Source organism: Streptomyces sp. NPDC023573 (genome assembly GCF_055559735.1).
The window spans coordinates 33,583-56,517 of sequence record NZ_JBVHKB010000004.1; the positions used below are offsets into that span (position 1 = coordinate 33,583).

Sequence of the window (22,935 nt, forward strand, 5' to 3'; positions counted from 1 at the left end):
GCGCCGCCGTGGGAGAGATCACAGAGCAGAACTCTTCCGTCGCGCAACTTTTCGACGGTGCTACTGATCACATACGTGTACACCCGCACGGCCGGCCGTCCGCCCCGCATCGGACGGCGACGCGCCGCGTTCCGACGAAGGGGTCTCATGAAGCAGTTCCACCGCGCCCTGGCCATCGCAGCCGTGACGGCTGTCATCGGCCCAGTAGCACTGTTCACAGCGCAGGGCGCGTACGCGACCGGGGAGGGCCCGGCAGACGCCTCCCCCTCCGTGTCGTCCTCTCCCACCACGGAGCCGGAACCGTCCGCCTCCGCCACCGCCACCGCCTCCGCCACCGCCAGTGCGAGTGCGAGTGTCGCCGAGCAGCCGACCGCCGGCACGATGGCGGATCCGACCGCCACCACGTCGGCCACGCCGGGCGCTGCCGCCCCGTCGCCGTCGTACACGCGTCCGGCTTTCTGCTCGGGCATCCCGGACGAGGAGCGCGGCAAGACGTCGCTGCGAGGACTCCCGAGCAAGATCGTCGCCGGGTCCGGCTGGCACGACTTCACGTACCGCGTGACCAACGTGTCCACCACCAAGGTCATGGAGACCGACGTCTCGCTCTACCTCGGTACCGCCGACCCGGACCTCGATGACATCGCCGAACTGGCGGTCACGGTCGAGTGGTTCGACCCGGCCACCGACGCGTGGAAGCCCATCGAGGGTGAGGGCGCCGGTGTCCTCGACAACGACGAGTTCGCCACCGTGAAGACCCTCGGTCCCGGCGAGTACGCGGACGCCAGGATGCGCATCAAGGTCGGGGAGACCGCCAAGGCGGGGACCGGCTACTTCTTCACCATCGGCCACTCGTACGGCGAGGACGGCCAGTGCGGGTTCGACGACATCAGCCAGTTCGACTTCACGGTCCTCGCCCCCGGCAGTGAGCCCGGCGCGGTGGAGGACTCCGAGGCCGGGCCCGGCCCGGTGGATGGCGCCGGAACCGGGGTGCCCGCCGGTACGCACGGCGGGAACAAGCCCGCGGCCCAGGGCGAGCTGAGCGAGATACCGGTCAGCGGCAAGCTCGCTGAGACCGGCTCGTCGAGCGCGGTGCCGGTCACCGCCGCTCTCGGTGCGGCCGCTGTCGCCCTGGGTGCCGGTGCCGTCTTCGTCGTACGCCGGCGCAGGACGGCCGGGTCCGCCTCCTAGGGATGCGCTGCGGCGCCCGTGCGGGAGCGGGCGCCGCAAGCAGGTGGCTGCCGGAGCGTGGAGCGGGGGCGCAACGCGAGGGCTTCGACCGACATCGGCGCGCAGCCGACGGCAGTCACTGCCATCGCGTAGGATCGGCCCATGGGCAGATGGGAGCCGAACGCGCGCGGGCGCCTGGCGGAAGCGGCGTTGGAGCTCTACAGCGAGCGAGGCTTCGAGCAGACCACGGTGGCGGAGATCGCCAAGCGGGCCGGCCTCACGGAGCGGACCTACTTCAGGCACTACGCCGACAAGCGCGAGGTGCTGTTCGGTGGTACGGAGCTGCGCGACATGCTGGTCGAGGTGGTCTCCGGCGTTCCGGAGTCCACGGCGCCGATCGGCGTGCTGAGCGTGGTCCTCGACACGTTCTCGGAGGTCTTCGACGACCGCCGCGAGCACGCGCGGAAGCGGCAGGCCGTGATCGCGGCGAACGCGGAACTCCAGGAGCGCGAGCTGATCAAGCTCGCCTCGCTGTCGGCGGCGCTCGCCGACGCCCTGCGCGGACGCGGCGTCCCGGAGCCGGCCGCGAGCCTGACCGCCGAGGCGGGGATCGCCGTGTTCAAGGTCGGCTTCGAGCGGTGGATCGCGGCTTCCGAGGACCGTGCCATGGCACCGGTGATGCGGGAGCTGCTGGACGAGTTCAAGGCCGTCGCGGCGGGCGGACACGGCTCGTAGGAAGGCCGCAGCGATGGATCAGGCGCCGAAGGTGACGTCCCGGGTCACCCGGTCCGCCGACGCCAGCAGGCTCTGGCGGACCTGACTGGTGCGGTACATCCGGTCCGCCCGGAAGGAGACGCCGAGCGAGCCGACCGTGCCGCCGCCGTACACCGGTACCGCGATGCACACCGTGCCGAGGTCGTACTCCTCCCGGTCCATCACCGCCGGTGCGGAACGCGACGTTTCGAGCTGCCGGATCAGCTCCTCCCGGTGCGTGATCGTGCGGGGAGTGAGGTCGGCGAGCGTGTGCCGCGTGAGGTATTCGACCCGGGCCTCGGCGTCCAGCTCACGCAGGACGCACTTGCCGAGTGCCGTGGCGTGCCCGGCGTCCTGGAAGCCCACCCAGAGGTTGACCCTGGGGGTCTGCGGGCTGTCGACGATCTCGGCGATCCTGATCTCGCCCTCCTCGTAGAAGGTGAGATAGGCGGCGGCCGACAGATCGTCCCGCAACGAGGCGAGGGCGGGGCGGACCAGGCCGGCCAGGTCGTGCGCGAAGTGGTCACCGTGGGGCATGTCGCCCAGGACGAAGGAGCCGTCGCCGAGCCTGCGGAGGTAACCGTCCTGCGTGAGGTCCCGCAGCAGCTCCAGGGCGGTGTCCGGGGCGATCTCCGCCCGCCGCGCCAGCTCGTTCGCGGGCGCCCCGCCGTCGTGTGCCGCCACGGCTTCCATCAAGCGGAACGCGCGCTGGACAGAAACGATCGGTGTGTGGCCCGCTCGGTCACCCATCCCCCCAGCGTGGACCCGCGGACGGGAGGCAGCAAGGCAGGACGTGGCTCGCCGGCCGGGGGTGACCCACCGGCCGGTGGGCCGCTCAGGCTCGCCGGCCGGTGGGCCGCTCAGTCCTCACCCTCCAGGTCGCCCTCGGTCTCCAGGAACACCTGGCGCAGCGCTTCGAGGACCGCCGGGTCGGGCTTCGCCCACATGCCGCGGGACTCCGCCTCCAGAAGACGCTCCGCGATCCCGTGGAGCGCCCACGGGTTGGCCTGCTGGAGGAACTCGCGGTTCGTCTGGTCCAGGACGTACGTCTCGGTCAGCTTGTCGTACATCCAGTCCGCGACCACGCCCGTCGTGGCGTCGTAGCCGAAGAGGTAGTCGACCGTCGCGGCGAGCTCGAAGGCGCCCTTGTAGCCGTGACGGCGCATCGCCTCGATCCACTTCGGGTTGACCACCCGGGCGCGGAACACCCGGGACGTCTCCTCGACCAGCGTGCGGGTGCGGACCGTCTCGGGGCGGGTCGAGTCGCCGATGTACGCCTCGGGGGCGGTGCCCTTCAGCGCGCGTACGGTCGCGACCATGCCGCCGTGGTACTGGAAGTAGTCGTCCGAGTCCGCGATGTCGTGCTCACGGGTGTCGGTGTTCTTCGCGGCGACGGCGATCCGCTTGTACGCGGTCTCCATTTCGTCCCGGGCCGGGCGTCCGTCCAGCTCACGGCCGTAGGCGTAGCCGCCCCACACCGTGTAGACCTCGGCGAGGTCGGCGTCCGTACGCCAGTCCCGGGAGTCGATGAGCTGGAGCAGCCCGGCGCCGTACGTCCCCGGCCGGGAGCCGAAGATACGGGTGGTGGCCCGCCGCTCGTCGCCGTGTTCGGCCAGGTCGGACTGGGTGTGGGCGCGTACGAAGTTCTGCTCGGCGGGCTCGTCGAGGGAGGCGGCCAGGCGCACGGCGTCGTCGAGGAGGCCGATGGTGTGCGGGAACGCGTCGCGGAAGAAGCCGGAGATGCGCAGCGTGACGTCGATGCGCGGGCGGCCCAGCTCCTCGTACGGGATCGGCTCCAGGCCGGTCACGCGGCGTGAGGCGTCGTCCCAGACGGGGCGGACGCCGAGCAGGGCGAACGCCTCCGCGATGTCGTCGCCCGCAGTGCGCATCGCGCTGGTGCCCCACAGGGAGAGGCCGACCGAGGTGGGCCAGTCGCCGTTGTCGGCGCGGTAGCGCTCCAGGAGGGAGTCGGCGAGGGCCTGGCCGGTCTCCCAGGCGAGGCGGGAGGGGACGGCCTTCGGGTCGACGGAGTAGAAGTTGCGGCCGGTCGGCAGGACGTTGACCAGGCCCCGGAGCGGGGAGCCCGACGGGCCGGCGGGGACGAAGCCGCCGTTCAGCGCGTGCACCGCGTGGTCGAGCTCGTCGGTCGTCGCGGCGAGGCGGGGCACGACCTCCCGGGCGGCGAAGTCCAGGATGTCGGCGACGGCCTGGGGATGCCCGGCGGCCACACCGGCGACGGCGGCCGGGTCCCAGTCCGCGTCGTCCATGGCCTGGACGAGCGCGCGGGCCTGCTCCTCGGTCTCGTCGGCGGCGGTGCGGGTGGCCGCCGACTCGTCCAGGCCGAGCGCCTCGCGCAGGCCGGGCAGGGACGCCGTACCGCCCCAGATCTGGCGGGCGCGCAGGACGGCGAGCACGAGGTTGACGCGGTCCTTGCCGGCCGGGGCGGCGCCCAGGACGTGCAGGCCGTCGCGGATCTGGACGTCCTTGATCTCACAGAGCCAGCCGTCGAGATGCATGATGAACTCGTCGAAGCCCTCGTCCTCGGGCCGGTCCTCCAGGCCCAGGTCGTGGTCGAGCTTCGCGGCCTGGATGAGGGTCCAGATCTGGGCGCGGACGGCCGGCAGCTTGGCCGGGTCCATCGCGGCGATCTGGGCGTGCTCGTCCAGGAGCTGTTCGAGGCGGGCGATGTCGCCGTAGCTGTCGGCGCGGGCCATCGGCGGCACGAGGTGGTCGACCAGGGTGGCGTGCACGCGGCGCTTGGCCTGGGTGCCCTCGCCGGGGTCGTTGACCAGGAACGGGTAGACCAGCGGAAGATCGCCCAGCGCGGCGTCGGGGCCGCAGGCGGCGGACAGGCCGGCGTTCTTGCCGGGCAGCCACTCCAGGTTGCCGTGCTTGCCGAGGTGGATCATCGCGTCGGCGCCGAAGCCGTTGTCGTCGGCGGCCGCGGCGATCCAGCGGTACGCGGCCAGGTAGTGGTGCGAGGGCGGAAGATCGGGGTCGTGGTAGATCGCGATCGGGTTCTCGCCGAAGCCGCGCGGCGGCTGGATGAGGATCAGCAGATTGCCGCGGCGCAGGGCCGCGAGCACGATGTCGCCCTCGGGGTTGCGGGACCGGTCGAGGAACATCTCGCCGGGCGCCGGGCCCCAGTGCTCCTCCACCGCCTCGCGGAGCTCGGCGGGCAGCGTGGCGAACCAGCGGCGGTAGTCGGCGGCGGGGATCCGGACCGGGTTGCGGGCCAGCTGCTCCTCGGTGAGCCACTCCTGGTCGTGGCCGCCGGCCTCGATGAGCGCGTAGATCAGCTCGTCGCCGTCGCCGGACACCAGGCCCGGGATCTCCTCCTCGGGGCCGAAGTCGTAGCCCTCGGCGCGCAGCCGGCGCAGCAGGGCGACGGCGCTCGCGGGGGTGTCGAGGCCGACGGCGTTGCCGATGCGGGAGTGCTTCGTCGGGTACGCGGACAGGACGAGCGCGATCCGCTTCTCGGCGGCCGGGATGTGCCGGAGCCTGGCGTGCCGTACGGCGATCCCGGCGACGCGGGCGGCACGCTCGGGGTCGGCGACGTAGGCGGGCAGACCGTCCTCGTCGATCTCCTTGAAGGAGAACGGCACGGTGATCAGGCGGCCGTCGAACTCGGGCACCGCGATCTGGGTCGCGGCGTCCAGCGGGGAGACGCCCTCGTCGTTCTCCTCCCAGGCCGCACGCGGGCTGGTGAGGCAGAGCGCCTGGAGGACGGGTACGTCGAGGCCGGTGAGGGCGCCCGCGTCCCAGGACTCGTCGTCGCCGCCCGCCGAAGCGGTCGCCGGCTTGGTGCCGCCCGCGGCGAGAACCGTCGTCACGATGGCGTCGGCGGCGCGGAGTTCGTCGATGAGCTCGGGCTCCGGCGTGCGCAGCGAGGCGACGTACAGCGGGAGGGGGCGGGCGCCCGCGTCCTCCACGGCGGTGCAGAGCGCCTCGATGAACGCGGTGTTCCCGCTCATGTGGTGGGCGCGGTAGTAGAGCACCGCGACGGTCGGTCCCGTGACGTCCCGGGCGGTCCGCTCCAGCGGGCCCCACGCGGGTGCCGGGGCGGGCGGCTCGAAGCCGTGACCGGTGAGCAGCACGGTGTCGGAGAGGAAGCGGGCCAGCTGCTCCAGGTTGGCGGGGCCGCCGTGCGCGAGGTAGGCGTGCGCCTCGGCGGCGATGCCGATGGGCACGGTGGAGGCGGCCATCAGCTGGGCGTCGGGGGCCTGTTCACCGGTCAGCACGACGACGGGGCGGCCGGTGGCGAGCACCTGGTCGAGCCCGTCCTGCCAGGCGCGTACGCCGCCGAGGAGGCGTACGACGACGAGGTCGGTGCCCTCCAGCAGCTGCGGCAGGTCGTCGACGGAGAGCCGGGAAGGGTTGGCGTAGCGGTAGCTGACCGGGCCCTGGGAGGCGCGGGCGCTCAGCAGGTCGGTGTCGGACGTCGACAGGAGCAGGATCATGCGGCGTCAGCCCTTCCTCGGGGTGTCCACGCCCCGGGCGGTGTCGGACGGCAGGAGTTCCTGACTCGCGCGGCCGGGGCCGGGCTCACAGTGGCGGGACCGCGCCGGAATCTCACCGGGCTTCCTCCGTGTCGCCGTCTGGCGATGGCGGGCCGAACGGACCGCCGCTAGGCATAGTAGGCGGCGGGTGGGGGGTCCTGACCAGACGGCCCCCATCCTCACCAGGACCGTGGCGGGTGTCCCGTAGGTCACAGTGACCGTAGGGGTGCGTCACGGTCACGGTCGGTATGCTCGCCGCCATGTCCGCCTCCCCCCCTACGACCTCGTCCCCGGGCGACGCCTGCCCCGGCGCGCTGCGTCTGCACCGGGCGGACGACGGTGCGCTGGCGCGGATCCGGATACCCGGCGGGGTGCTGACACCCCGCCAGGCGGAGGCGCTGGGGCAGGCCGCCGAGCGCTTCGGCGACGGTGAGCTGCATCTCACCTCCCGCGGAAACGTCCAGCTGCGCGGGCTCGCCCCGGACTGCGGCGCGGAGCTGGCCGGGCTGCTGGACGCGGCCGGACTGCTGCCCTCCGCACGCCACGAGCGCGTGCGCAATGTGGTCGCCTCCCCGCTCTCCGGGCTCGACGGCCTCGGTGTCGCCGACGTACGCCCCTGGCTGACCGGGCTCGACCACCTTCTGTGCGGGAGCGACCGCGCGACGGCGCTCTCCGGACGATTCCTGTTCGCGCTCGACGACGGCCGCGGCGACGTGGACGCCCTCGGCGCGGACCTGACCCTGCGGGCCCACGACGACGGCAGCGCGCTGCTGCGCGTCGGGGACGGTGACGCCGTCCTCCGCGTGCCCTCCGCCGACGGCCCCCGGGCCGCGCTGACCGCGGCCGAGGCCTTCCTCGACTCCGCCCGGGCCGGCGGTGCCTGGCGGATCAAGGACCTGCCGGACGCCACGGCCGCCGCGCTGCCCGCCGAGGTCGTACGACGGCTCGGGGCGGCCGGCATCGCCGTCACCCCGGGGGCCTTTCCCCGCCCCCTCGAAGCCCTGCCCCCGGCCCCCGGCCCGGTCCCGGGTGACCGCCCCGAGGCCGCGCTCTCCGTCGGCGTACCGCTGGGGCGGCTGGGCCTGGACCGGTGGCGGCTGCTGTCGAGCGCCGGGGAACTGCGCCTCACCCCGTGGCGCGGGGCCGTCGTCACCGGCATCGCCCCCGGCCGCGCCGACAGCCTGCGGGAGGGTCTCGCCGGGGCCGGTCTGATCACCGGGCCCGGTTCCCCGTGGGCCGGTGTCGGGGCCTGTATCGGGCAGCCCGGCTGCGCGAAGTCGCTGGCCGACGTGCGGGCCGACGCGGGGGCCGCCGTCGGAGCGCCCGGGCGGCTCCCTGTGTACTGGTCCGGGTGCGAACGCCGCTGCGGCCATCCGCGGGGGGAGTGGATCGACGTGGTCGCCACCCCCGGCGGACACCGGATCTCCCATGTGCGGGGGGACCGGGCCACCGAGGCGGCGACGGTGCGGGACGACCCGGACGCGCTCGCCGACGCCGTGGCGGCGGCCCGGGGCACGCACACCTGATCACCAGCCCCTGTTTTTCGACCTGTTCGACCTGTTCGATGAAGAAAGCGACAGCACTGTGCATCAGTACGAGAAGGACGGACCGGCGATCTACCGCCAGTCCTTCGCCACCATCCGCTCGGAGGCGGATCTGGCAGGGCTGCCCGCCGATGTGAGCCAGGTCGCCGTCCGGATGATCCACGCGTGCGGCATGGTCGACCTCGTACGCGACATCGCCTTCTCACCGAACGCGGTGGCCGACGCCCGCGCGGCCCTGCGCTCAGGGGCGCCGATCCTGTGCGACGTGGCCATGGTCGCCAGCGGTGTCACCCGCAAGCGCCTGCCCGCGGACAACGAGGTCATCTGCACCTTGTCCGACCCCGCCGTCCCCGCGTTGGCCGCGAAGCTCGGCACCACGCGCAGCGCCGCCGCCCTGGAGCTGTGGCGGGACCGGATGGAGGGCGCGGTCGTCGCCGTCGGCAACGCGCCCACCGCGCTCTTCCGGCTGCTGGAGATGATCGAGGAGGGCGCCCCGCGCCCCGCCGCCGTCATCGGTGTGCCCGTCGGATTCATCGGGGCAGCCGAGTCCAAGGAGGCCCTGGCCGCCCACCCCTCGCGCCTCGAGCACCTCGTCGTGCGCGGCAGGCGTGGTGGCAGCGCCATCGCCGCCGCCGCCCTCAACGCGATCGCCAGCGAGGAGGAGTGACCGTGCCCGAGCAGCAGCGGACGGCCGGCACAGGGCGGCTCTACGGCGTCGGGCTCGGCCCGGGCGACCCGGCCCTGATGACCGTGAAGGCCGTGCAGATCATCGGCGCGGCCGACGTCGTCGCGTACCACTCCGCCCGGCACGGCCGGTCCATCGCCCGCTCGATCGCGGCGCAGCACATCCGCGCCGACCACATCGAGGAGGCGCTGGTCTACCCCGTCACGACGGAGACCACGGACCACCCGGGCGGCTACCGGGGCGCGTTGGACGAGTTCTACACCGAGGCCGCGGCCCGCCTCGCGGCGCATCTGGACGCCGGGCGCACCGTGGCCGTGCTCGCCGAGGGCGACCCGCTCTTCTACGGCTCGTACCAGCACATGCACAAGCGGCTCGCGGACCGTTACGACACCGAGGTCATCCCGGGCGTCACCTCGGTCAGCGCAGCCGCCGCCCGTCTCGGCACCCCGCTCGTGGAGGCCGAGGAGGTGCTGACGATCCTGCCGGGCACCCTGCCCGAGGAGGAGCTGACGGCACGTCTGGCCGCCACGGACTCCGCCGTGGTGATGAAGCTCGGCCGGACGTTCCCCGCCGTGCGCCGCGCCTTCGAGGCGTCCGGCCGGCTGCCCGAGGCGCGGTACGTCGAGCGCGCCACCATGGCCGGGGAGCGGACCGGTGACCTGGCGGACACCGACGCGGACTCCGTGCCGTACTTCGCCGTCGCCGTGCTGCCCAGCCGGATCGACGCGCCCCGGCCCTCACCGGCAGCGGGCCCGGACAGCGGCGAGGTCGTCGTCGTGGGCACCGGGCCGGCCGGACCGCTGTGGCTGACGCCCGAGACGCGCGGCGCGCTGGCCGCCGCCGACGACCTGGTCGGCTACACCACGTATCTGGACAGGGTGCCGGTGCGGCCGGGCCAGCAGCGCCACGGCTCCGACAACAAGGTCGAGTCCGAGCGGGCCGAATTCGCCCTGGACCTGGCCCGCCGCGGGCGCCGCGTCGCGGTGGTCTCCGGGGGCGACCCGGGGGTCTTCGCCATGGCGACGGCCGTACTGGAAGTGGCCTCGCAGGACGCGTACACGGACATCGCCGTGCGGGTGCTCCCCGGGGTGACCGCGGCCAACGCCGCCGCCGCCAGGGCGGGCGCGCCGCTGGGCCACGACTACGCCACCATCTCCCTCTCGGACCGGCTCAAGCCGTGGGAGGTCATCGCCGGACGACTGCGCGCGGCGGCCACGGCCGACCTCGTCATGGCGCTGTACAACCCCGGCTCCCGCAGCCGGACATGGCAGGTCGGCAAGGCCCGGGACCTGTTGCTGGAGCACCGCTCCCCGGACACACCCGTCGTGCTCGGCCGCGATGTCGGGGGCCCGGCGGAGAGCGTACGGACGGTGCGGCTGGCCGATCTGGACCCGGACGAGGTGGACATGCGGACGATCCTCATCGTCGGTTCCTCGCAGACGCGCTGGGTGCGCCGGGGCGACGGGCGGCAGATCGTCTGGACGCCGCGCCGCTACCCGGAGGACTGACCGGGCAGACGCCTCGGACCCCTGGGCCCGCGAGCTGCCGCAGCAGGGCGAGCGCCTCCTCGGGTGTCCCGGCCACCGGCACACCCGGGGGGACCGGCGGCCGTCCCACGACCACCACCGGAATTCCGGCCTCGCGGGCGGCGGCGAGCTTGGGAGCGGTGGCGTCACCGCCGCTGTCCTTGGTGACGAGGACGTCGACGCGATGGCGCCGGATCAGCTCCCGCTCGCCCTCCAGGGTGAACGGCCCCCGGTCCAGCAGCACCTCCATCCGCGCCGGGTACGGAGGGTCGGGGGCGTCCACCGAGCGCATCAGGAACCACAGCGCGTCCAGCCCCGCGAAAGCGGCAAGGCCCATGCGGCCCGTGGTGAGGAATACGCGTGACCCGAGGTCCGGCAGCAGCTCGGCCGCGCCCGCGAGGGAGTCGGTGACATGCCATCGGTCGCCCTCCACCGGCACCCAGCCGGGCCGCCGGAGTGCCAGCAGGGGAACATGGACAGCGGCGGCGGCCGAGGCCGCGTTGAAACTGATCGTGCCTGCGAAGGGATGGGTGGCGTCGATGACCGCATCCACATGGTGTGCCCGGAGCCACTCCGCCAGGCCTTCGGCCCCGCCGAAACCGCCGACGCGTACCTCACCGGGCGGCAGCCTCGGCCGGGCGACCCGCCCCGCGAGTGAGCTTGTCACCCGGATCCCGTCCGCCGCCACCAGGGACTCCGCGAGCCGGCGGGCCTCCGTGGTGCCGCCGAGTACGAGTACGTGCAAGGGCATCGGATCGGTCCGTCCATGAGCAGTGAGGCGCACGTCATTCATGAGCAGTGAGGCGCAGGGCGGGCGCACCGCCCAACTCAAGCACACCGGTCTCCGGCCCGGATGGACGACCGGGGCCTGCGCCACGGCGGCGGCCACGGCCGCGTACACGGCCCTGCTGACCGGCGAGTTCCCCGACCCGGTGACCATCACCCTGCCCAGGGGCCAGAACCCCGCCTTCGCGCTCGCGGTGGAGGAACTCGCCGACGGGCAGGCCACGGCAGGCGTGGTGAAGGACGCGGGCGACGACCCGGACGTCACCCACGGCGCGCTGGTGCGGTCCACCGTCCGGCTGCTGCCCGCCGGGTCCGGAGTGGTGTTCCGGGCCGGGCCTGGCGTGGGGACGGTGACCCTCCCCGGGCTGCCGCTCGACGTCGGGGAGCCCGCGATCAACCCCGTCCCCCGCCAGATGATGCGCGACCACGTCGCGCGGGTGGCGGCGGAGCACGGGGGCACCGGCGACGTCGAGATCACGGTGTCGGTGGACGACGGCGAGGAGATCGCACGTTTCACGTGGAACATTCGCCTGGGCATCCTGGGCGGGATCTCGATCCTGGGCACGACCGGCATCGTGGTGCCCTACTCCTGCTCGGCCTGGATCGACTCGATCCGCCGCGGGGTGGACGTGGCACGCGCGGCCGGCCTCCGGCACGTCGCGGGGTGCACGGGCTCGACCTCGGAGAAGACGGTGGTGGCCGAGTACGGGCTGCCGGAGATCGCCCTGCTGGACATGGGGGACTTCGCGGGCGCGGTGCTGAAGTACGTACGCCGGCATCCGGTGGAGCGGCTGACCATCTGCGGCGGGTTCGCCAAGCTCTCCAAGCTCGCCGCCGGGCATCTGGACCTCCACTCGGGCCGCTCGCAGGTCGACAAGCCCTTCCTGGCGCGGCTGGCGCGGCAGGGCGGAGCGAGCGAGGAGCTGGCGGCGGAGATCGAGACCGCCAACACCGGCCTCGCGGCGCTCCAGCTGTGCACGGCCGCCGGGGTGCCGCTGGGCGACCTGGTCGCGGTGGCCGCCCGTGACGAGGCGCTGTCGGTGCTCCGGGGAGCGCCGGTGGCGGTGGACGTGATCTGCATCGACCGGGCCGGGGCCGTCGTGGGGCGCAGCGAGGGCCGGTGAGCGGAGGACGGGGACGTCCGCCGCCCCCGCCCGCGCGTCAGCAGGTGTGGCGGTCCCGCGCAGGGGAGTACAGGTGGCTGTCGCGGAACTGCTCCGCGCCCAGGGTCCGGCCGACCATGATCACTGCTGTACGGATCACTCCGGCCTCCTTCACCTGCTCCGCGATGGAGTCCAGTGTGCCGCGCAGGATGATCTCGTCCGGGCGCGAGGCCATGGCGACCACGGCTGTGGGGCAGTCCGCGCCGTAGTGCGGCAGCAGTTCGTCGACCACCCGGTCCACGTACCGCGCCGCGAGATGCAGCACGATCAGCGCGCCGCTGCGGCCCAGTGTGGCCAGGTCCTCGCCCTCGGGCATCGCGGTCGCCCGCTGGGCGATCCGGGTGAGGATCACGGTCTGGCCGACCGTGGGCACCGTGAGCTCCCGCTTGAGCGCCGCCGCGGCCGCGGCGAACGCGGGCACGCCGGGCACCACCTCGTACGGCACGCCCGCCTCGTCCAGCCGTCGCATCTGCTCGTTCACGGCGCTGAAGACCGACGGGTCCCCGGAGTGCAGCCGGGCCACGTCGTGGCCCTCCTCGTGGGCCCGCACCAGCTCGGCGGTGATCTGGTCGATGTCGAGCTGGGCGGTGTCCACCAGCCGGGCGTCCGCCGGGCATTCGGCGAGGAGTTCACGCGGCACCAGGCTGCCGGCGTACAGGCAGACCGGGCTCGCGGCGAGGACACGGGCGCCGCGCACCGTGATCAGGTCGGCGGCGCCGGGGCCCGCTCCGATGAAGTACACGGTCATCTGTCGTCTCCTGGGGCGTGCGAGGTTTTCTGTACGGACCACTGCGTGACGGGCATGGCCTGACGCCAGCCGGTGAACCCGCCGACCGGTACGGCATGGGCCACCGCGAGCCGGACCAGGTCGCCGCCGAGCCGCCGGTACCACTCGGCGAGCAGCGCCTCCGACTCCAGCGTGACCGTGTTGGCGACCAGCCGGCCGCCCGTGGGCAGCGCGTCCCAGCAGGCGTCGAGCAGCCCCGGCGCGGTGAGCCCGCCGCCGATGAACACGGCGTGGGGTGCGGGCAGTCCGGCCAGGGCGTCCGGCGCGCGGCCGGTGACCACGCGCAGCCCGGGGACGCCGAGCCGGTCGGCGTTACGGGCGATGCGCCCCGCCCGGACCGGGTCGCGTTCCACGGTGACGGCACGGCAGGACGGATGGGTGCGCATCCACTCCGCGGCGATCGAGCCCGAGCCGCCGCCGATGTCCCACAGGAGCTCACCGGGGGCGGGCGCGAGGACGCCGAGGGTGGCCGCCCGCACATGGCGCTTGGTGAGCTGGCCGTCGTGCTCGTACGCCTCGTCGGGCAGCCCGGGCACGGCGCCGAGGCGCAGCGTGTCCGGGGTGCTCCGGCACTCCACCGCGATCACGTTGAGCGGGTCCCCGGGCGGGTGCTCCCACATGTCGGCGACGCCGTCCAGGCAGTCCTCGGCGGGGGAGCCGAGCTGTTCGAGCACCCTCATGCGGCTGGGTCCGAAGCCGTGGTCCCGCAGCAGGGCGGCCACGGCGGCGGGCGTGGCCGCGTCCGCGGAGAGCACCAGCAGCCGGCGCCCGTCGTACAGCGCACCGGCCAGCCGGGCCGCGGGGCGGCCGACGAGAGTGACCGTCTCGGTGTCCTCCACGGGCCAGCCGAGCCGGGCACAGGCGTACGACACGGAGGACGGGTGCGGCAGCACCCGGAGCGACCCGGCGCCCAGCTCCTCGGTGAGGGCCCGGCCGATGCCGTAGAACATGGGGTCGCCGCTGGCGAGGACGGCTGTCCTGCTCCCCGTGTGCGCGGCGAGCAGACCCCGCACGGCGGGCCGCAGAGGCGACGGCCAGACCACCCTCCGGCCCCCGCACTCCGGCGGGAGCAGACCCAGTTGGCGCTCACCGCCGATCAGCACCTCCGCGTCCAGGAGCACCGCGCGGGCGCTCTCCGGAAGGCCGGTCCAGCCGTCGGCGCCGATCCCCACGACGCTCACGGCGGACGCGGGGGCCTGGACGGCGGGCGGGGGCGACACGGGTGACACAGCCGGTACCTCGGAGTTGGTGGGACGACGCAGCCGAACTCTACGGGGGCGGCTTCCGGACCCGCGCGGCGGAGTGATTCCGGAAAAACTTCCCGCGTGGTGTCGAGAACCGGTCGCCGGCCCCGACGTCCCCTGTGAGAGTTGCCCACAAGGGGCGGCGACCGAGAAGCCGAGGAGCGACACCATGAAGTACCTCGTGATGGTTCAGGGCTCGCAGGCCGACTACGACGCCATGAACGGCAAGCCGTCGGCCGTGAGCCCGGCCTGGAGCAAGGAGGACATGCAGGCGATGTTCGCCTTCATGGGAAACCTCAACAACGACCTGGCCGAGTCCGGCGAGATGGTCGACGGCCAGGGCCTGACCGAACCCGCCAGGACCCGCGCCGTGCTGCCGGGCGCGGACGGCCGGCCGGTGATCACGGACGGCCCCTACGGGGAGACGAAGGAGCAGCTCGCCGGGTACTGGGTGCTCGACTGCGCGAGCCTGGACAGGGTCACCGAGATCGCCGCGCGCATCCAGGAGTGCCCACAGCCGGAGGGCGCGCCCGTCTACCCGGTGCTGATCCGTCCCATCGACGAAGGCGGGGACCCGGGCCCTGCTGAGTAGGACGCCCGTGCCCCGGGCGGGAGCCGTGTGAACGAGAGGCCGACCGGCGTCGAGGACCTGCTGCGCCACCACGCGCCGCAGGTCCTCGGCGCGCTCGTACGCCGCTACGGCCACTTCGACACGGCGGAGGACGCCGTGCAGGAAGCGATGTTCGCCGCCTCCCGGCAGTGGCCGGCCCACGGGCTGCCCGACAATCCGCGCGGCTGGCTGATCAGGGTCGCCGCACGGCGGCTGACGGACCAGCTGCGGGCGGACTCCGCGCGGCAGCGACGTGAGGAGAGGGCCGCCGCGCTCACCCCCCGCGACGCGTTCACGGCCCCGCCGCCCGGGGAGAGCCGCGCTCCGGCCGCCGACGACACCCTCACCCTGCTGTTCCTCTGCTGCCACCCCGAGCTGTCCCCCGCCGCCCAGATCGCGCTGACCCTGCGCGCCGTGGGCGGCCTGACGACGGCCGAGATCGCCCGGGCGCATCTGGTGCCCGAGGCGACCATGGCCCAGAGGATCAGCCGGGCCAAGCAGAAGGTGCGGGGGGTGCCGTTCCGGCAGCCGGGCCCCGCCGACCACGACCTCCGCCTGGCCGCCGTGCTCCAGGTGCTCTACCTGATCTTCAACGAGGGGTACACGGCGACGTCCGGCCGCGAGCTCCACCGCCCCGACCTGGCGCGGGAGGCGATCCGGCTGACCCGTGCCGTGCGCGGGCTGCTGCCCCACGACGGACGGGTGACCGGACTGCTGGCCCTGATGCTGCTCACCGAGGCCCGCAGCGCCGCCCGCACCGGGCCCCACGGTGAGCTGATCCCGCTCGACGAGCAGGACCGCACCCGCTGGGACGGAGAGGCCGTCGGCGAGGGCACCGCCCTGGTGGAGGAGGCCCTGTCCCAGGCCCCGGCCGGGGCGTACCAGCTGCAGGCGGCGATCGCGGCGCTGCACGACGAGGCGACCCGTGCCGCGGACACCGACTGGCCCCAGATCCTCGCCCTGTACGACCTGCTCGTGCAGGGCGCCCCCGACCCGATGGCGGAGCTCGGCCGGGCGGTGGCGCTCGCCATGGTCAGGGGACCCCGGGCCGGACTGGCGGCTCTGACCGCCCTGGAGGACCGGTTGGCGGGCCACCACCGGCTGGACGCCGTACGGGCGCACCTGCTGGAGAGGGCCGGTGACCCGGAGGCGGCACGCGCCGCCTACCTGAGGGCGGCCGACCGCACGCTCAGCGCACCCGAGGCCCGCTATCTCCGGCTGCGGGCGGCCCGGCTCCTGCCGCCGGCCGACGGTGGTGCCGGTTAGGAACCACCGCACCGAGTCGCCGATCCCGGTCACTCTCGCGATCATCGGATACATGACCAAGAGCGACAGCGGCAACGCCCGCACCGTGCGGATCGCCCAGGAGCCCGAGGCGGACGAGCTGTTGGGCCGCAGTCCGCTGGCCGCCCTGGTGGGCATGCTGCTGGACCAGCAGGTACCGATGGAATGGGCGTTCACCGGCCCGTTCACGCTGGCCCGGCGCATGGGGTCGGACGATCTGGACGCCCGGACGATCGCCGCGTACGACCCGGACGCCTTCACCGAGCTGTTCACCTCGAAACCCGCGCTGCACCGCTATCCGGGCTCCATGGCCAAGCGGGTCCAGCAGCTCTGCCAGTACCTGGTGACCGAGTACGACGGACGGGCGGACGCGGTCTGGACGGACGCCGCCACCGGCGCCGAGCTGCTGAAACGGCTCAACGCGCTGCCCGGGTTCGGCACCCAGAAGGCGCAGATCTTCCTGGCGCTGCTGGGCAAGCAGTTCGACGTACGTCCGACGGGCTGGCGGGAGGCCGCCGGGGCGTACGGCGAGGAGGGCTCGCACCGCTCGGTGGCCGACATCACCGGCCCCGAATCGCTCGCCGAGGTGCGGGCGCACAAGCAGCAGGCGAAGGCGGCGGCCAGGGCGGGCCGGTCCCGGTGACCGCGGAAGCCCGCCCCACGACCGTCCACCCCGGAAGGACTCCCGTGCGCACCACACGTCGCAGAGCCATGGCGGCCGTGGCCGCCGCCGCCCTGACCACACCGCTTCTCCTGGCCGCGTCACCGGACCACGGGCAGACGGCCCGGCCCTCCGCGTCCGCGTCGCGGGACCCGGCCGAGGAGGCGGCGGAGCTCTCGCGGCGGCTGGTCCGGGACGCGTCCGCCGACGACGCCCACCGCCACCTGGAGCGCTTCCAGGCCGTGGCCGACGCGACGGACGGCCACCGCGCCGCCGGCTCCCCCGGTTACGACGCCTCCGCCGCCTACGTCCACCGACTGCTCCGGAAGGCCGGCTACGAGGTCGGCTACCAGGCGTTCGACTTCGTCTACACCGAGACGCTCGCCGAGAAGCTCTCCGTGGTCTCCCCCACACCGCGTGACCTCTCGGTCAGCGCGATGACGTACACCGCCTCCACCGCGGAGGGCGGCATCACGGCGGCCCTCGCCACCGTCCCCACCGACGCCACCACCGGCTGCGAGGCGGCCGACTACGCGTCGGGGGGCTTCGACGGCAGGATCGCCCTCATCGAGCGGGGCGGCTGCTCCTTCGCGGAGAAGCAGGCGGCGGCCGCGGCGGCGGGCGCGGCCGGCGCGGTGATCTACAACAACACCGAAGGCGCCCTCTCCGGCACCCTGGGCGGTGCGGAGGCGGGGAAGATCCCCACCGGCGGAATCACCCAGGCCGAGGGGAAGAAGCTGGTCGCGGAGGTCGCGAAGGGCGAGGTGAAGGTCTCCCTGGAGATCCGCGAGTTCCGGGAGGACCGGGTCACCCGCAACGTCGTCGCCGAGACCCCCGGCGGGAACGCGTCGAAGACGGTCATGCTCGGCGCCCACCTCGACTCGGTCACCGACGGCCCCGGCATCAACGACAACGCGTCCGGATCGGCGGGACTCCTCGAAGTCGCCCTGACACTGGCCCAGTCGCACCGGCCGCCCGCCAACAAGGTGCGGTTCGCCTGGTGGTCGGCGGAGGAAAACGGCCTGCTGGGCTCGGAGGCTTACGTCGCGGAGCTCTCCGAGGCACAGCGCGACAAGATCGCGCTCTACCTCAACTTCGACATGATCGCCTCGCCCAACGGCGCGCAGTTCGTCTTCGACGGCGACGACTCCGACGGGGCGGGCGCCGGACCGGGCCCCGAGGGTTCCGCCCAACTGGAGCGCGACATCAACGCGTTCCTGGACAGCGAGGGCAAGCCGCACACCGGCACGGACTTCAGCGGGCGCTCCGACTACGGGCCGTTCATCGAGGTCGGCATCCCGTCCGGCGGTACGGACACGGGCGCCGAGGGCATCAAGACGGCCGCCCAGGCCGAGACGTACGGCGGTGAGGCAGGCGTCGCGTACGACCCCTGCTACCACAAGGCCTGCGACGGCCTGGGGAACATCGACATGAAGCACTTCGACACCAACATCGATGTGATCGCCCACGCGGTCGGCACCTACGCCCACGATCTGAGCTCCCTGGACCGCCCGGCCCCGGCCGCGTCCGCCACCGGAGAGGAGCGCGGCGGTGGCGGCCTGCGTAAGGGACACGCCCACGGCGTCACCGAGTAGCGCGCCACACGCCCCCGCCCGCCCCGGTGCGTCATCAGGCCGTCACCGCCCGGCCACCGGGGCACGCTCACGAACATGCCCCGCAAACATCACAGGCACCGCGCCGCTATGCCGTCCTTCCTCCCGCTTTGACCGGCATTGCAGTCCCGTTCCCCGGCTGCGCCCGGAGCCCCTTGCCCGGTAGGCTTTCCGTGTGATCTTCAAGCGCATCGGAAATGGGCGGCCATATCCCGACCACGGCCGGGAAACAACCCGACAGTGGGCGGATGTCGCGCCGCGCCCGGTCCGCCTGGACCAGCTGGTCACCACCAAGGGCCAGCTGGACCTCGAGACCCTGCTCGCCGAGGACTCCACGTTCTACGGCGACCTGTTCGCCCACGTAGTGAAGTGGCAGGGCGACCTCTACCTCGAGGACGGGCTGCACCGCGCCGTGCGCGCCGCCCTGCAGCAGCGCCAGGTGCTCCACGCCCGCGTGCTCGAAATGGGCTGATCCCGCCACTCCCACCCATGGCGCATTTCGGGCCTTTCGGGTGCTTTTATGCTCGTACGGGTGCCATAGGTTGATCGTTTAGTAGGCATCATCACCAGGTCGCACTACGCTGCGCCCATGAGCATGCTGACCCCTCCCGGCATGGGCGGAAAGTACCGCATCACGGGTAACACCTACCCCCGCATGCGCCGCCCCCGTCATCGCCGCAAGCTGGTCCTCTCGGTGACCGCCGCCGTGGTGGCCCTCGGCCTCGCCGGCTGGGGAACGCTCCAGGTCATCGACGTCTTCACCGGCGGCGACGGACAGGCCAACGCCGCCGCCCCGCCGAAGACCTGCCCCACCCCCAGCGCTTCGACGTCCGCGAGGGTGCTCCCGAAGCCGGCCGCCATCAAGGTCAACATCTACAACGCGACGCCCCGCAGCGGACTGGCCAAGGCCGCCGCCGACGAGCTCAAGAAGCGCGGCTTCGCCATCGGCAAGGTGGACAACGCACCGGCCGCGTACGACAAGAAGGTGCCCGGCACCGGAATGCTGCTCGGCGGCCCGAAGGCGATGAACGACTCGTTCCCGGTGCTCGCCACACAGCTGCCCGGGGCCGAGCGGAAGACCGACACCCGCACGACGGCGGACATCGACCTGATCATCGGCACGAAGTTCAAGGCGTTCAGCACGCCCGCGGCGGCGGCGACGGCCCTCACGGCCCTCACCGCGCCGTCCCCGGCGCCGTCCTCCTGCTGAGGCGTCCGGGACCGGCCGCCGGGGCCGGCAGGGTCAGCCGGCGGTGCCGTACATCCGGTCCCCGGCGTCGCCGAGGCCGGGCACGATGTAGCCGTGCTCGTTGAGCCGCTCGTCGACCGAGGCCGTGACCACGGTGACCGGCGTGCCGGCCAGCTCGCGCTCCATCACCTCGACGCCCTCGGGCGCCGCGAGCAGCACGACGGCGGTGACGTCGTCCGCACCGCGCTTGATCAGCTCCCGGATGGCCGCGACGAGGGTGCCGCCGGTGGCCAGCATCGGGTCCAGGACGTAGACCTGACGGCCGGAGAGGTCCTCGGGCATCCGCGTGGCGTACGTCTCCGCCTGGAGCGTCTCCTCGTTGCGGATCATGCCCAGGAAGCCGACCTCGGCCGTCGGGAGCAGCCGCACCATGCCGTCCAGCATGCCGAGACCGGCACGCAGGATCGGGACGACCAGGGGGCGCGGATGCGACAGCTTCACACCGGTCGTGGGCGTCACCGGGGTCTCGATGTCGACCTGCTCGGTCCGCACATCCCTGGTGGCCTCGTACGCGAGGAGGGTGACCAGCTCGTCGGCGAGCCGCCGGAAGGTCGGGGAGTCGGTGCGCTTGTCGCGCAGCGTGGTGAGTTTGTGCGCCACCAGCGGGTGGTCGACGACGTGGATCCGCATGCCGTCAACAGTAACCGGGCCCCGCAGCGGCTTCTCGCCAGTCCGCGCTGGCATCAAGCACCTGTTCGGGGGGAAGGTGGGGGCATACGGACCCAGGCTTGGGGTGGTGTGTCGATTGCCCGACGGGGAGCAGCGGAATCAGCGGCAGGCCGGACGCGACGCGCGCGACCTGCCCGACGCGCGGGAGAACGTGCCGGACGCGCAGGAGAGTGACGCGGCACGCCGGAGGCGCAGGGCGCAGTTCCTCCGCGAGCTCCACGAGGCGAAGCAGCTCCGCGACCGGGTCCAGCCGCGCCGCGCCCGTGCGGCCCGTATGCGCCAACAGATGCGGATGCGTACGTTCCGCTGGTGAGGGCGGCCGCCGGAGCAGCCGGACCGTCCCCGCAGGAGCCCCGGGAGCACGGCCGGCGGGCGCGCACCCGGAACAACTGATGGCCGACGCAACGGTCGAAGAGGTCTCGCATCGCGCTCGTTTCTGCCACGATGCCGATTGGGCGGGGCCCAGAGCAGCCGGATGACCGTCTGCCCTCCCGTCGGACCGATTCACCTATGACCAGTGGGAGAGTCACGGTGTACTTCGCCGCACTGCTCGCGCGCACCGAAGACGGGTGGGAAGCGAGCGATACAGAGCTCGACGATGTGGAAACCCTGTCCGACCTGACGGATCTGGCCCGGGAGGCCTCGGTGGACGAGGACACGGTCCTGGTCTACATCGAGCAGGAGGACGCCTGGTTCGGCGTCGTCCGGGTGGACGGTGAGGAGGACCCCCGAATCTACGTCTCGGACGCGTCCGCCGCCGCCCGCTCCTCGTACGGGGAGATCCTGCTCACCGATGAACTGCTCGGCCGCGAACCGGGGGCCGAGGACGAGATCGCCGCACTCGAGGAGCTCGTCGACCTCGACGGTACGGAGGACGGCGAGCCGGATGACCCCCTGCCCGACGCCGGCGGCGCCGCCGTCACCGGACCCGACCTGGACCAGGAGGACCCCGACGCCGTACCGGCGGGGCCGCTCGGCGAGCTCGGGGTCCTCGCCGACCTCGGCATGTCCGAGAAGGATCTGCTGACCCTGCGCACCGACGCGCTGGCGGAGATCGCCGACGCGCTGGGAGCGGCCGACGTCCTGGAGGCCGTCCGTTAGGGTCCGCGGGTGAACGCACCACCATCCACCCCCTCCTCACCGCCTCCCACCGATCCCGTGAGGGACCCGTGGCAGGCACCCATGCGACAGGCCCTGGACGAGGCCGCGCAGGCGGCGTCGGCCGGCGATGTGCCGGTCGGCGCCGTTCTTCTGGGTCCGGACGGCGCACTGCTCGCCACCGGCCACAACGAGCGCGAGGTGACCGGCGACCCGACGGCGCACGCCGAGGTGCTCGCCTTGCGCCGGGGCGCCGCCGCTCTCGGCTCCTGGCGGCTGACCGGCTGCACGCTGGTCGTCACGCTGGAGCCCTGCACGATGTGCGCGGGCGCACTCGTCCAGTCCAGGATCGCCCGGCTGGTCTACGGGGCGCGGGACGAGAAGGCCGGTGCCGTGGGTTCGCTCTGGGACGTCGTACGCGACCGCAGGCTCAACCACCGCCCCGAGGTGATCCACGGGGTCCTGGAGGACCGCTGCGCGGACCTGCTGACGGCGTTCTTCCGGGAGCGCTGAGGCCGCCTCCCGGGCGCCGCGGACCGTCGCCGGGAATCCGATTTCGAACCAGGCCCCGGCATGGTCTAAGCTCTCTCTCGGTAGCGTGTCCGAGCGGCCGAAGGAGCTCGCCTCGAAAGCGAGTGTGGGGAAACTCACCGAGGGTTCAAATCCCTCCGCTACCGCAGCGAGATGAAGGGACCGACCCGTCAGGGTCGGTCCCTTCACTGCGTTCCGTCCCGGTTCTCGCTCCGGTCGGCCGCGCGTCCTGACCCCGCCCGCCTCGAAGTCGTAGACGTCCTGGTTGACGCGGAGGCCGTCGACCGCGGCGATCCACATGTGGTCGCGCCCCCTCGAAGTCACGCCCCGTCAAATAATTTTGCAGGATGTGCATCTTTGCCTACTATGCACGTTGTGCCGAAAACGACGACCTCCGGCCCCGGGCTGCGGGAGCGCAAGAAGCAGGCCACGCGCAGGGCCATCGCCGAGGCGGCCGTGCGGCTCGCCGCGGAACACGGCGTCGAGCACGTCACCGTCGAGGCCATCAGTGAGGCCGCAGGCGTCTCACCCAGGACGTTCTTCAACTACTTCCCCAGCCACGACGACGCGTTCGTCCTGGTCGACGACGAGGTGGGCGAGCGCATCAGGGAGTCCGTACGCCGCGCCCCCGCCGAACGCCCCCCGCTCGACGTCGTACGCGACGCCCTCCTCGCCGAACTCGACGGATTCGAGGCGCGCCAGGAGTTGTGGGCCCTCCAGTCCAAGGTGCTCCAGCGGTCGCCCCACCTCGTCCACCGCGGGCTGAAGGCACACGTGGCGGAGGAGAAGGCCCTCGCCGTCGCCATCGCGGACTGGCTCGACGCCACCCGGGGCGGCACGGACGGGCCGTCCGGTGCCGCCGTCTTCCCCCGGCTCCTCGCGGCCGCCTCCCAGACCGCCTTGCGGGTCGCCGTCGAGCACTGGTGCGACCACCCCGGCGAGACCCCACTCGTGGAGATCTTCCAGGACGTCTTCGGCCAGCTGGCGCAGGGCCTCCCGCGGCCCTCTGCGTAACTCCGCCCGCCACGCCCGGAGTCCCGCACACCACCGACCTGTTCTGCTCAAG

22 protein-coding genes, 1 tRNA gene and 1 riboswitch are annotated in these 22,935 nt (G+C 73.2%); of the genes, 17 read left to right on the forward strand and 6 right to left on the reverse strand.

Annotated features, from left to right (window positions below; genetic code table 11):
• Positions 1 to 147 precede the first annotated feature (147 nt).
• A complete protein-coding gene (locus tag ACZ32T_RS14065) occupies positions 148 to 1,188 on the forward strand; it encodes an LAETG motif-containing sortase-dependent surface protein (RefSeq protein ID WP_467367049.1) in 1,041 nt (346 codons plus the stop codon).
• 141 nt (positions 1,189 to 1,329) lie between these two features.
• Positions 1,330 to 1,902 carry a TetR/AcrR family transcriptional regulator gene (locus ACZ32T_RS14070; protein ID WP_467367051.1) on the forward strand — a complete coding sequence of 191 codons (573 nt, stop codon included), beginning with the start codon at positions 1,330 to 1,332 and terminating at the stop codon, positions 1,900 to 1,902.
• Positions 1,903 to 1,920: 18 nt separating this feature from the next.
• On the opposite strand, the gene ACZ32T_RS14075 is transcribed toward ACZ32T_RS14070, so the two are convergent.
• Both ACZ32T_RS14075 and cobN read right to left on the reverse strand, forming a co-directional pair.
• Positions 1,921 to 2,670: an IclR family transcriptional regulator gene (locus tag ACZ32T_RS14075; RefSeq protein ID WP_467273105.1), complete on the reverse strand. Its 750-nt coding sequence runs from the start codon at positions 2,668 to 2,670 to the stop codon at positions 1,921 to 1,923.
• Positions 2,671 to 2,780: 110 nt separating this feature from the next.
• Complete coding sequence (gene cobN, locus ACZ32T_RS14080; RefSeq protein WP_467367053.1) at positions 2,781 to 6,380, reverse strand: cobaltochelatase subunit CobN; 3,600 nt, start codon at positions 6,378 to 6,380, stop codon at positions 2,781 to 2,783.
• Between the two features lie 54 nt (positions 6,381 to 6,434).
• A riboswitch (cobalamin riboswitch) is annotated at positions 6,435 to 6,507 on the reverse strand.
• A gap of 160 nt (positions 6,508 to 6,667) precedes the next feature.
• Between cobN and cobG the strand changes: the two genes are divergently transcribed.
• From cobG to cobJ, 3 genes are read left to right on the forward strand one after another with little or no spacing between them, the layout of a single operon-like run.
• Positions 6,668 to 7,945, forward strand: a complete 1,278-nt coding sequence (gene cobG / locus ACZ32T_RS14085) for a precorrin-3B synthase (protein WP_467367055.1) — start codon at positions 6,668 to 6,670, stop codon at positions 7,943 to 7,945.
• A gap of 58 nt (positions 7,946 to 8,003) precedes the next feature.
• Positions 8,004 to 8,630 carry a precorrin-8X methylmutase gene (locus tag ACZ32T_RS14090; protein WP_467367058.1) on the forward strand — a complete coding sequence of 209 codons (627 nt, stop codon included), beginning with the start codon at positions 8,004 to 8,006 and terminating at the stop codon, positions 8,628 to 8,630.
• Positions 8,627 to 10,156 carry a precorrin-3B C(17)-methyltransferase gene (cobJ, locus tag ACZ32T_RS14095; RefSeq protein ID WP_467273109.1) on the forward strand — a complete coding sequence of 510 codons (1,530 nt, stop codon included), beginning with the start codon at positions 8,627 to 8,629 and terminating at the stop codon, positions 10,154 to 10,156. The genes ACZ32T_RS14090 and cobJ overlap by 4 nt, the downstream gene beginning before the upstream one ends.
• On the opposite strand, the gene ACZ32T_RS14100 is transcribed toward cobJ, so the two are convergent.
• Positions 10,068 to 10,925 carry a cobalt-precorrin-6A reductase gene (locus ACZ32T_RS14100; RefSeq protein ID WP_467367060.1) on the reverse strand — a complete coding sequence of 286 codons (858 nt, stop codon included), beginning with the start codon at positions 10,923 to 10,925 and terminating at the stop codon, positions 10,068 to 10,070. The two genes, cobJ and ACZ32T_RS14100, sit on opposite strands and share 89 nt — an antisense overlap.
• A gap of 40 nt (positions 10,926 to 10,965) precedes the next feature.
• On the opposite strand from ACZ32T_RS14100, the gene ACZ32T_RS14105 reads away from it, so the two are divergent.
• The gene (locus ACZ32T_RS14105; RefSeq protein ID WP_467273111.1) at positions 10,966 to 12,084 is read left to right on the forward strand and encodes a cobalt-precorrin-5B (C(1))-methyltransferase; all 1,119 of its coding nucleotides are present in this window, start codon (positions 10,966 to 10,968) and stop codon (positions 12,082 to 12,084) included.
• A gap of 37 nt (positions 12,085 to 12,121) precedes the next feature.
• On the opposite strand, the gene cobM is transcribed toward ACZ32T_RS14105, so the two are convergent.
• Positions 12,122 to 12,871 carry a precorrin-4 C(11)-methyltransferase gene (cobM, locus tag ACZ32T_RS14110; RefSeq protein WP_365931109.1) on the reverse strand — a complete coding sequence of 250 codons (750 nt, stop codon included), beginning with the start codon at positions 12,869 to 12,871 and terminating at the stop codon, positions 12,122 to 12,124.
• Positions 12,868 to 14,139 carry a precorrin-6y C5,15-methyltransferase (decarboxylating) subunit CbiE gene (gene cbiE / locus ACZ32T_RS14115; RefSeq protein WP_467367062.1) on the reverse strand — a complete coding sequence of 424 codons (1,272 nt, stop codon included), beginning with the start codon at positions 14,137 to 14,139 and terminating at the stop codon, positions 12,868 to 12,870. The genes cobM and cbiE overlap by 4 nt, the downstream gene beginning before the upstream one ends.
• A 184-nt stretch (positions 14,140 to 14,323) precedes the next feature.
• Between cbiE and ACZ32T_RS14120 the strand changes: the two genes are divergently transcribed.
• From ACZ32T_RS14120 to ACZ32T_RS14145, 6 genes are all read left to right on the forward strand, one after another.
• On the forward strand, positions 14,324 to 14,746 hold the full coding sequence (locus ACZ32T_RS14120) for a YciI family protein (RefSeq protein WP_467273113.1): 423 nt from the start codon (positions 14,324 to 14,326) through the stop codon (positions 14,744 to 14,746).
• A 27-nt stretch (positions 14,747 to 14,773) separates the two neighbouring features.
• The gene (locus ACZ32T_RS14125; protein WP_467367064.1) at positions 14,774 to 16,030 is read left to right on the forward strand and encodes an RNA polymerase sigma factor; all 1,257 of its coding nucleotides are present in this window, start codon (positions 14,774 to 14,776) and stop codon (positions 16,028 to 16,030) included.
• A 52-nt stretch (positions 16,031 to 16,082) separates the two neighbouring features.
• Positions 16,083 to 16,691: an HhH-GPD-type base excision DNA repair protein gene (locus tag ACZ32T_RS14130; RefSeq protein WP_467273115.1), complete on the forward strand. Its 609-nt coding sequence runs from the start codon at positions 16,083 to 16,085 to the stop codon at positions 16,689 to 16,691.
• Positions 16,692 to 16,759: 68 nt separating this feature from the next.
• Positions 16,760 to 18,304 (forward strand): M20/M25/M40 family metallo-hydrolase, encoded by a 1,545-nt coding sequence (locus ACZ32T_RS14135; RefSeq protein ID WP_467367582.1) that lies wholly within the window; start codon positions 16,760 to 16,762, stop codon positions 18,302 to 18,304.
• A 193-nt stretch (positions 18,305 to 18,497) separates the two neighbouring features.
• A complete protein-coding gene (locus ACZ32T_RS14140) occupies positions 18,498 to 18,794 on the forward strand; it encodes a type II toxin-antitoxin system VapB family antitoxin (RefSeq protein WP_365924426.1) in 297 nt (98 codons plus the stop codon).
• A 117-nt stretch (positions 18,795 to 18,911) separates the two neighbouring features.
• A complete protein-coding gene (locus ACZ32T_RS14145) occupies positions 18,912 to 19,532 on the forward strand; it encodes a LytR C-terminal domain-containing protein (RefSeq protein WP_467367066.1) in 621 nt (206 codons plus the stop codon).
• Positions 19,533 to 19,565: 33 nt separating this feature from the next.
• Here the strand turns inward: ACZ32T_RS14145 and upp are convergent, their stop codons facing one another.
• Positions 19,566 to 20,201 carry a uracil phosphoribosyltransferase gene (upp, locus tag ACZ32T_RS14150; protein WP_325748007.1) on the reverse strand — a complete coding sequence of 212 codons (636 nt, stop codon included), beginning with the start codon at positions 20,199 to 20,201 and terminating at the stop codon, positions 19,566 to 19,568.
• Between the two features lie 115 nt (positions 20,202 to 20,316).
• Between upp and ACZ32T_RS14155 the strand changes: the two genes are divergently transcribed.
• The 5 genes from ACZ32T_RS14155 to ACZ32T_RS14175 all read left to right on the forward strand — a co-directional run bounded on the left by ACZ32T_RS14155 (position 20,317) and on the right by ACZ32T_RS14175 (position 22,883).
• On the forward strand, positions 20,317 to 20,553 hold the full coding sequence (locus ACZ32T_RS14155) for a hypothetical protein (protein ID WP_386471321.1): 237 nt from the start codon (positions 20,317 to 20,319) through the stop codon (positions 20,551 to 20,553).
• A 218-nt stretch (positions 20,554 to 20,771) separates the two neighbouring features.
• The gene (locus tag ACZ32T_RS14160; protein WP_467273130.1) at positions 20,772 to 21,341 is read left to right on the forward strand and encodes a tRNA adenosine deaminase-associated protein; all 570 of its coding nucleotides are present in this window, start codon (positions 20,772 to 20,774) and stop codon (positions 21,339 to 21,341) included.
• Positions 21,342 to 21,422: 81 nt separating this feature from the next.
• Positions 21,423 to 21,851 (forward strand): tRNA adenosine(34) deaminase TadA, encoded by a 429-nt coding sequence (gene tadA, locus ACZ32T_RS14165; RefSeq protein ID WP_467273131.1) that lies wholly within the window; start codon positions 21,423 to 21,425, stop codon positions 21,849 to 21,851.
• 79 nt (positions 21,852 to 21,930) lie between these two features.
• A tRNA-Ser gene (locus ACZ32T_RS14170) sits at positions 21,931 to 22,015 on the forward strand.
• A 220-nt stretch (positions 22,016 to 22,235) separates the two neighbouring features.
• The gene (locus ACZ32T_RS14175) at positions 22,236 to 22,883 is read left to right on the forward strand and encodes a TetR/AcrR family transcriptional regulator (RefSeq protein ID WP_467273117.1); all 648 of its coding nucleotides are present in this window, start codon (positions 22,236 to 22,238) and stop codon (positions 22,881 to 22,883) included.
• The last annotated feature ends 52 nt before the right edge of the window (positions 22,884 to 22,935 follow it).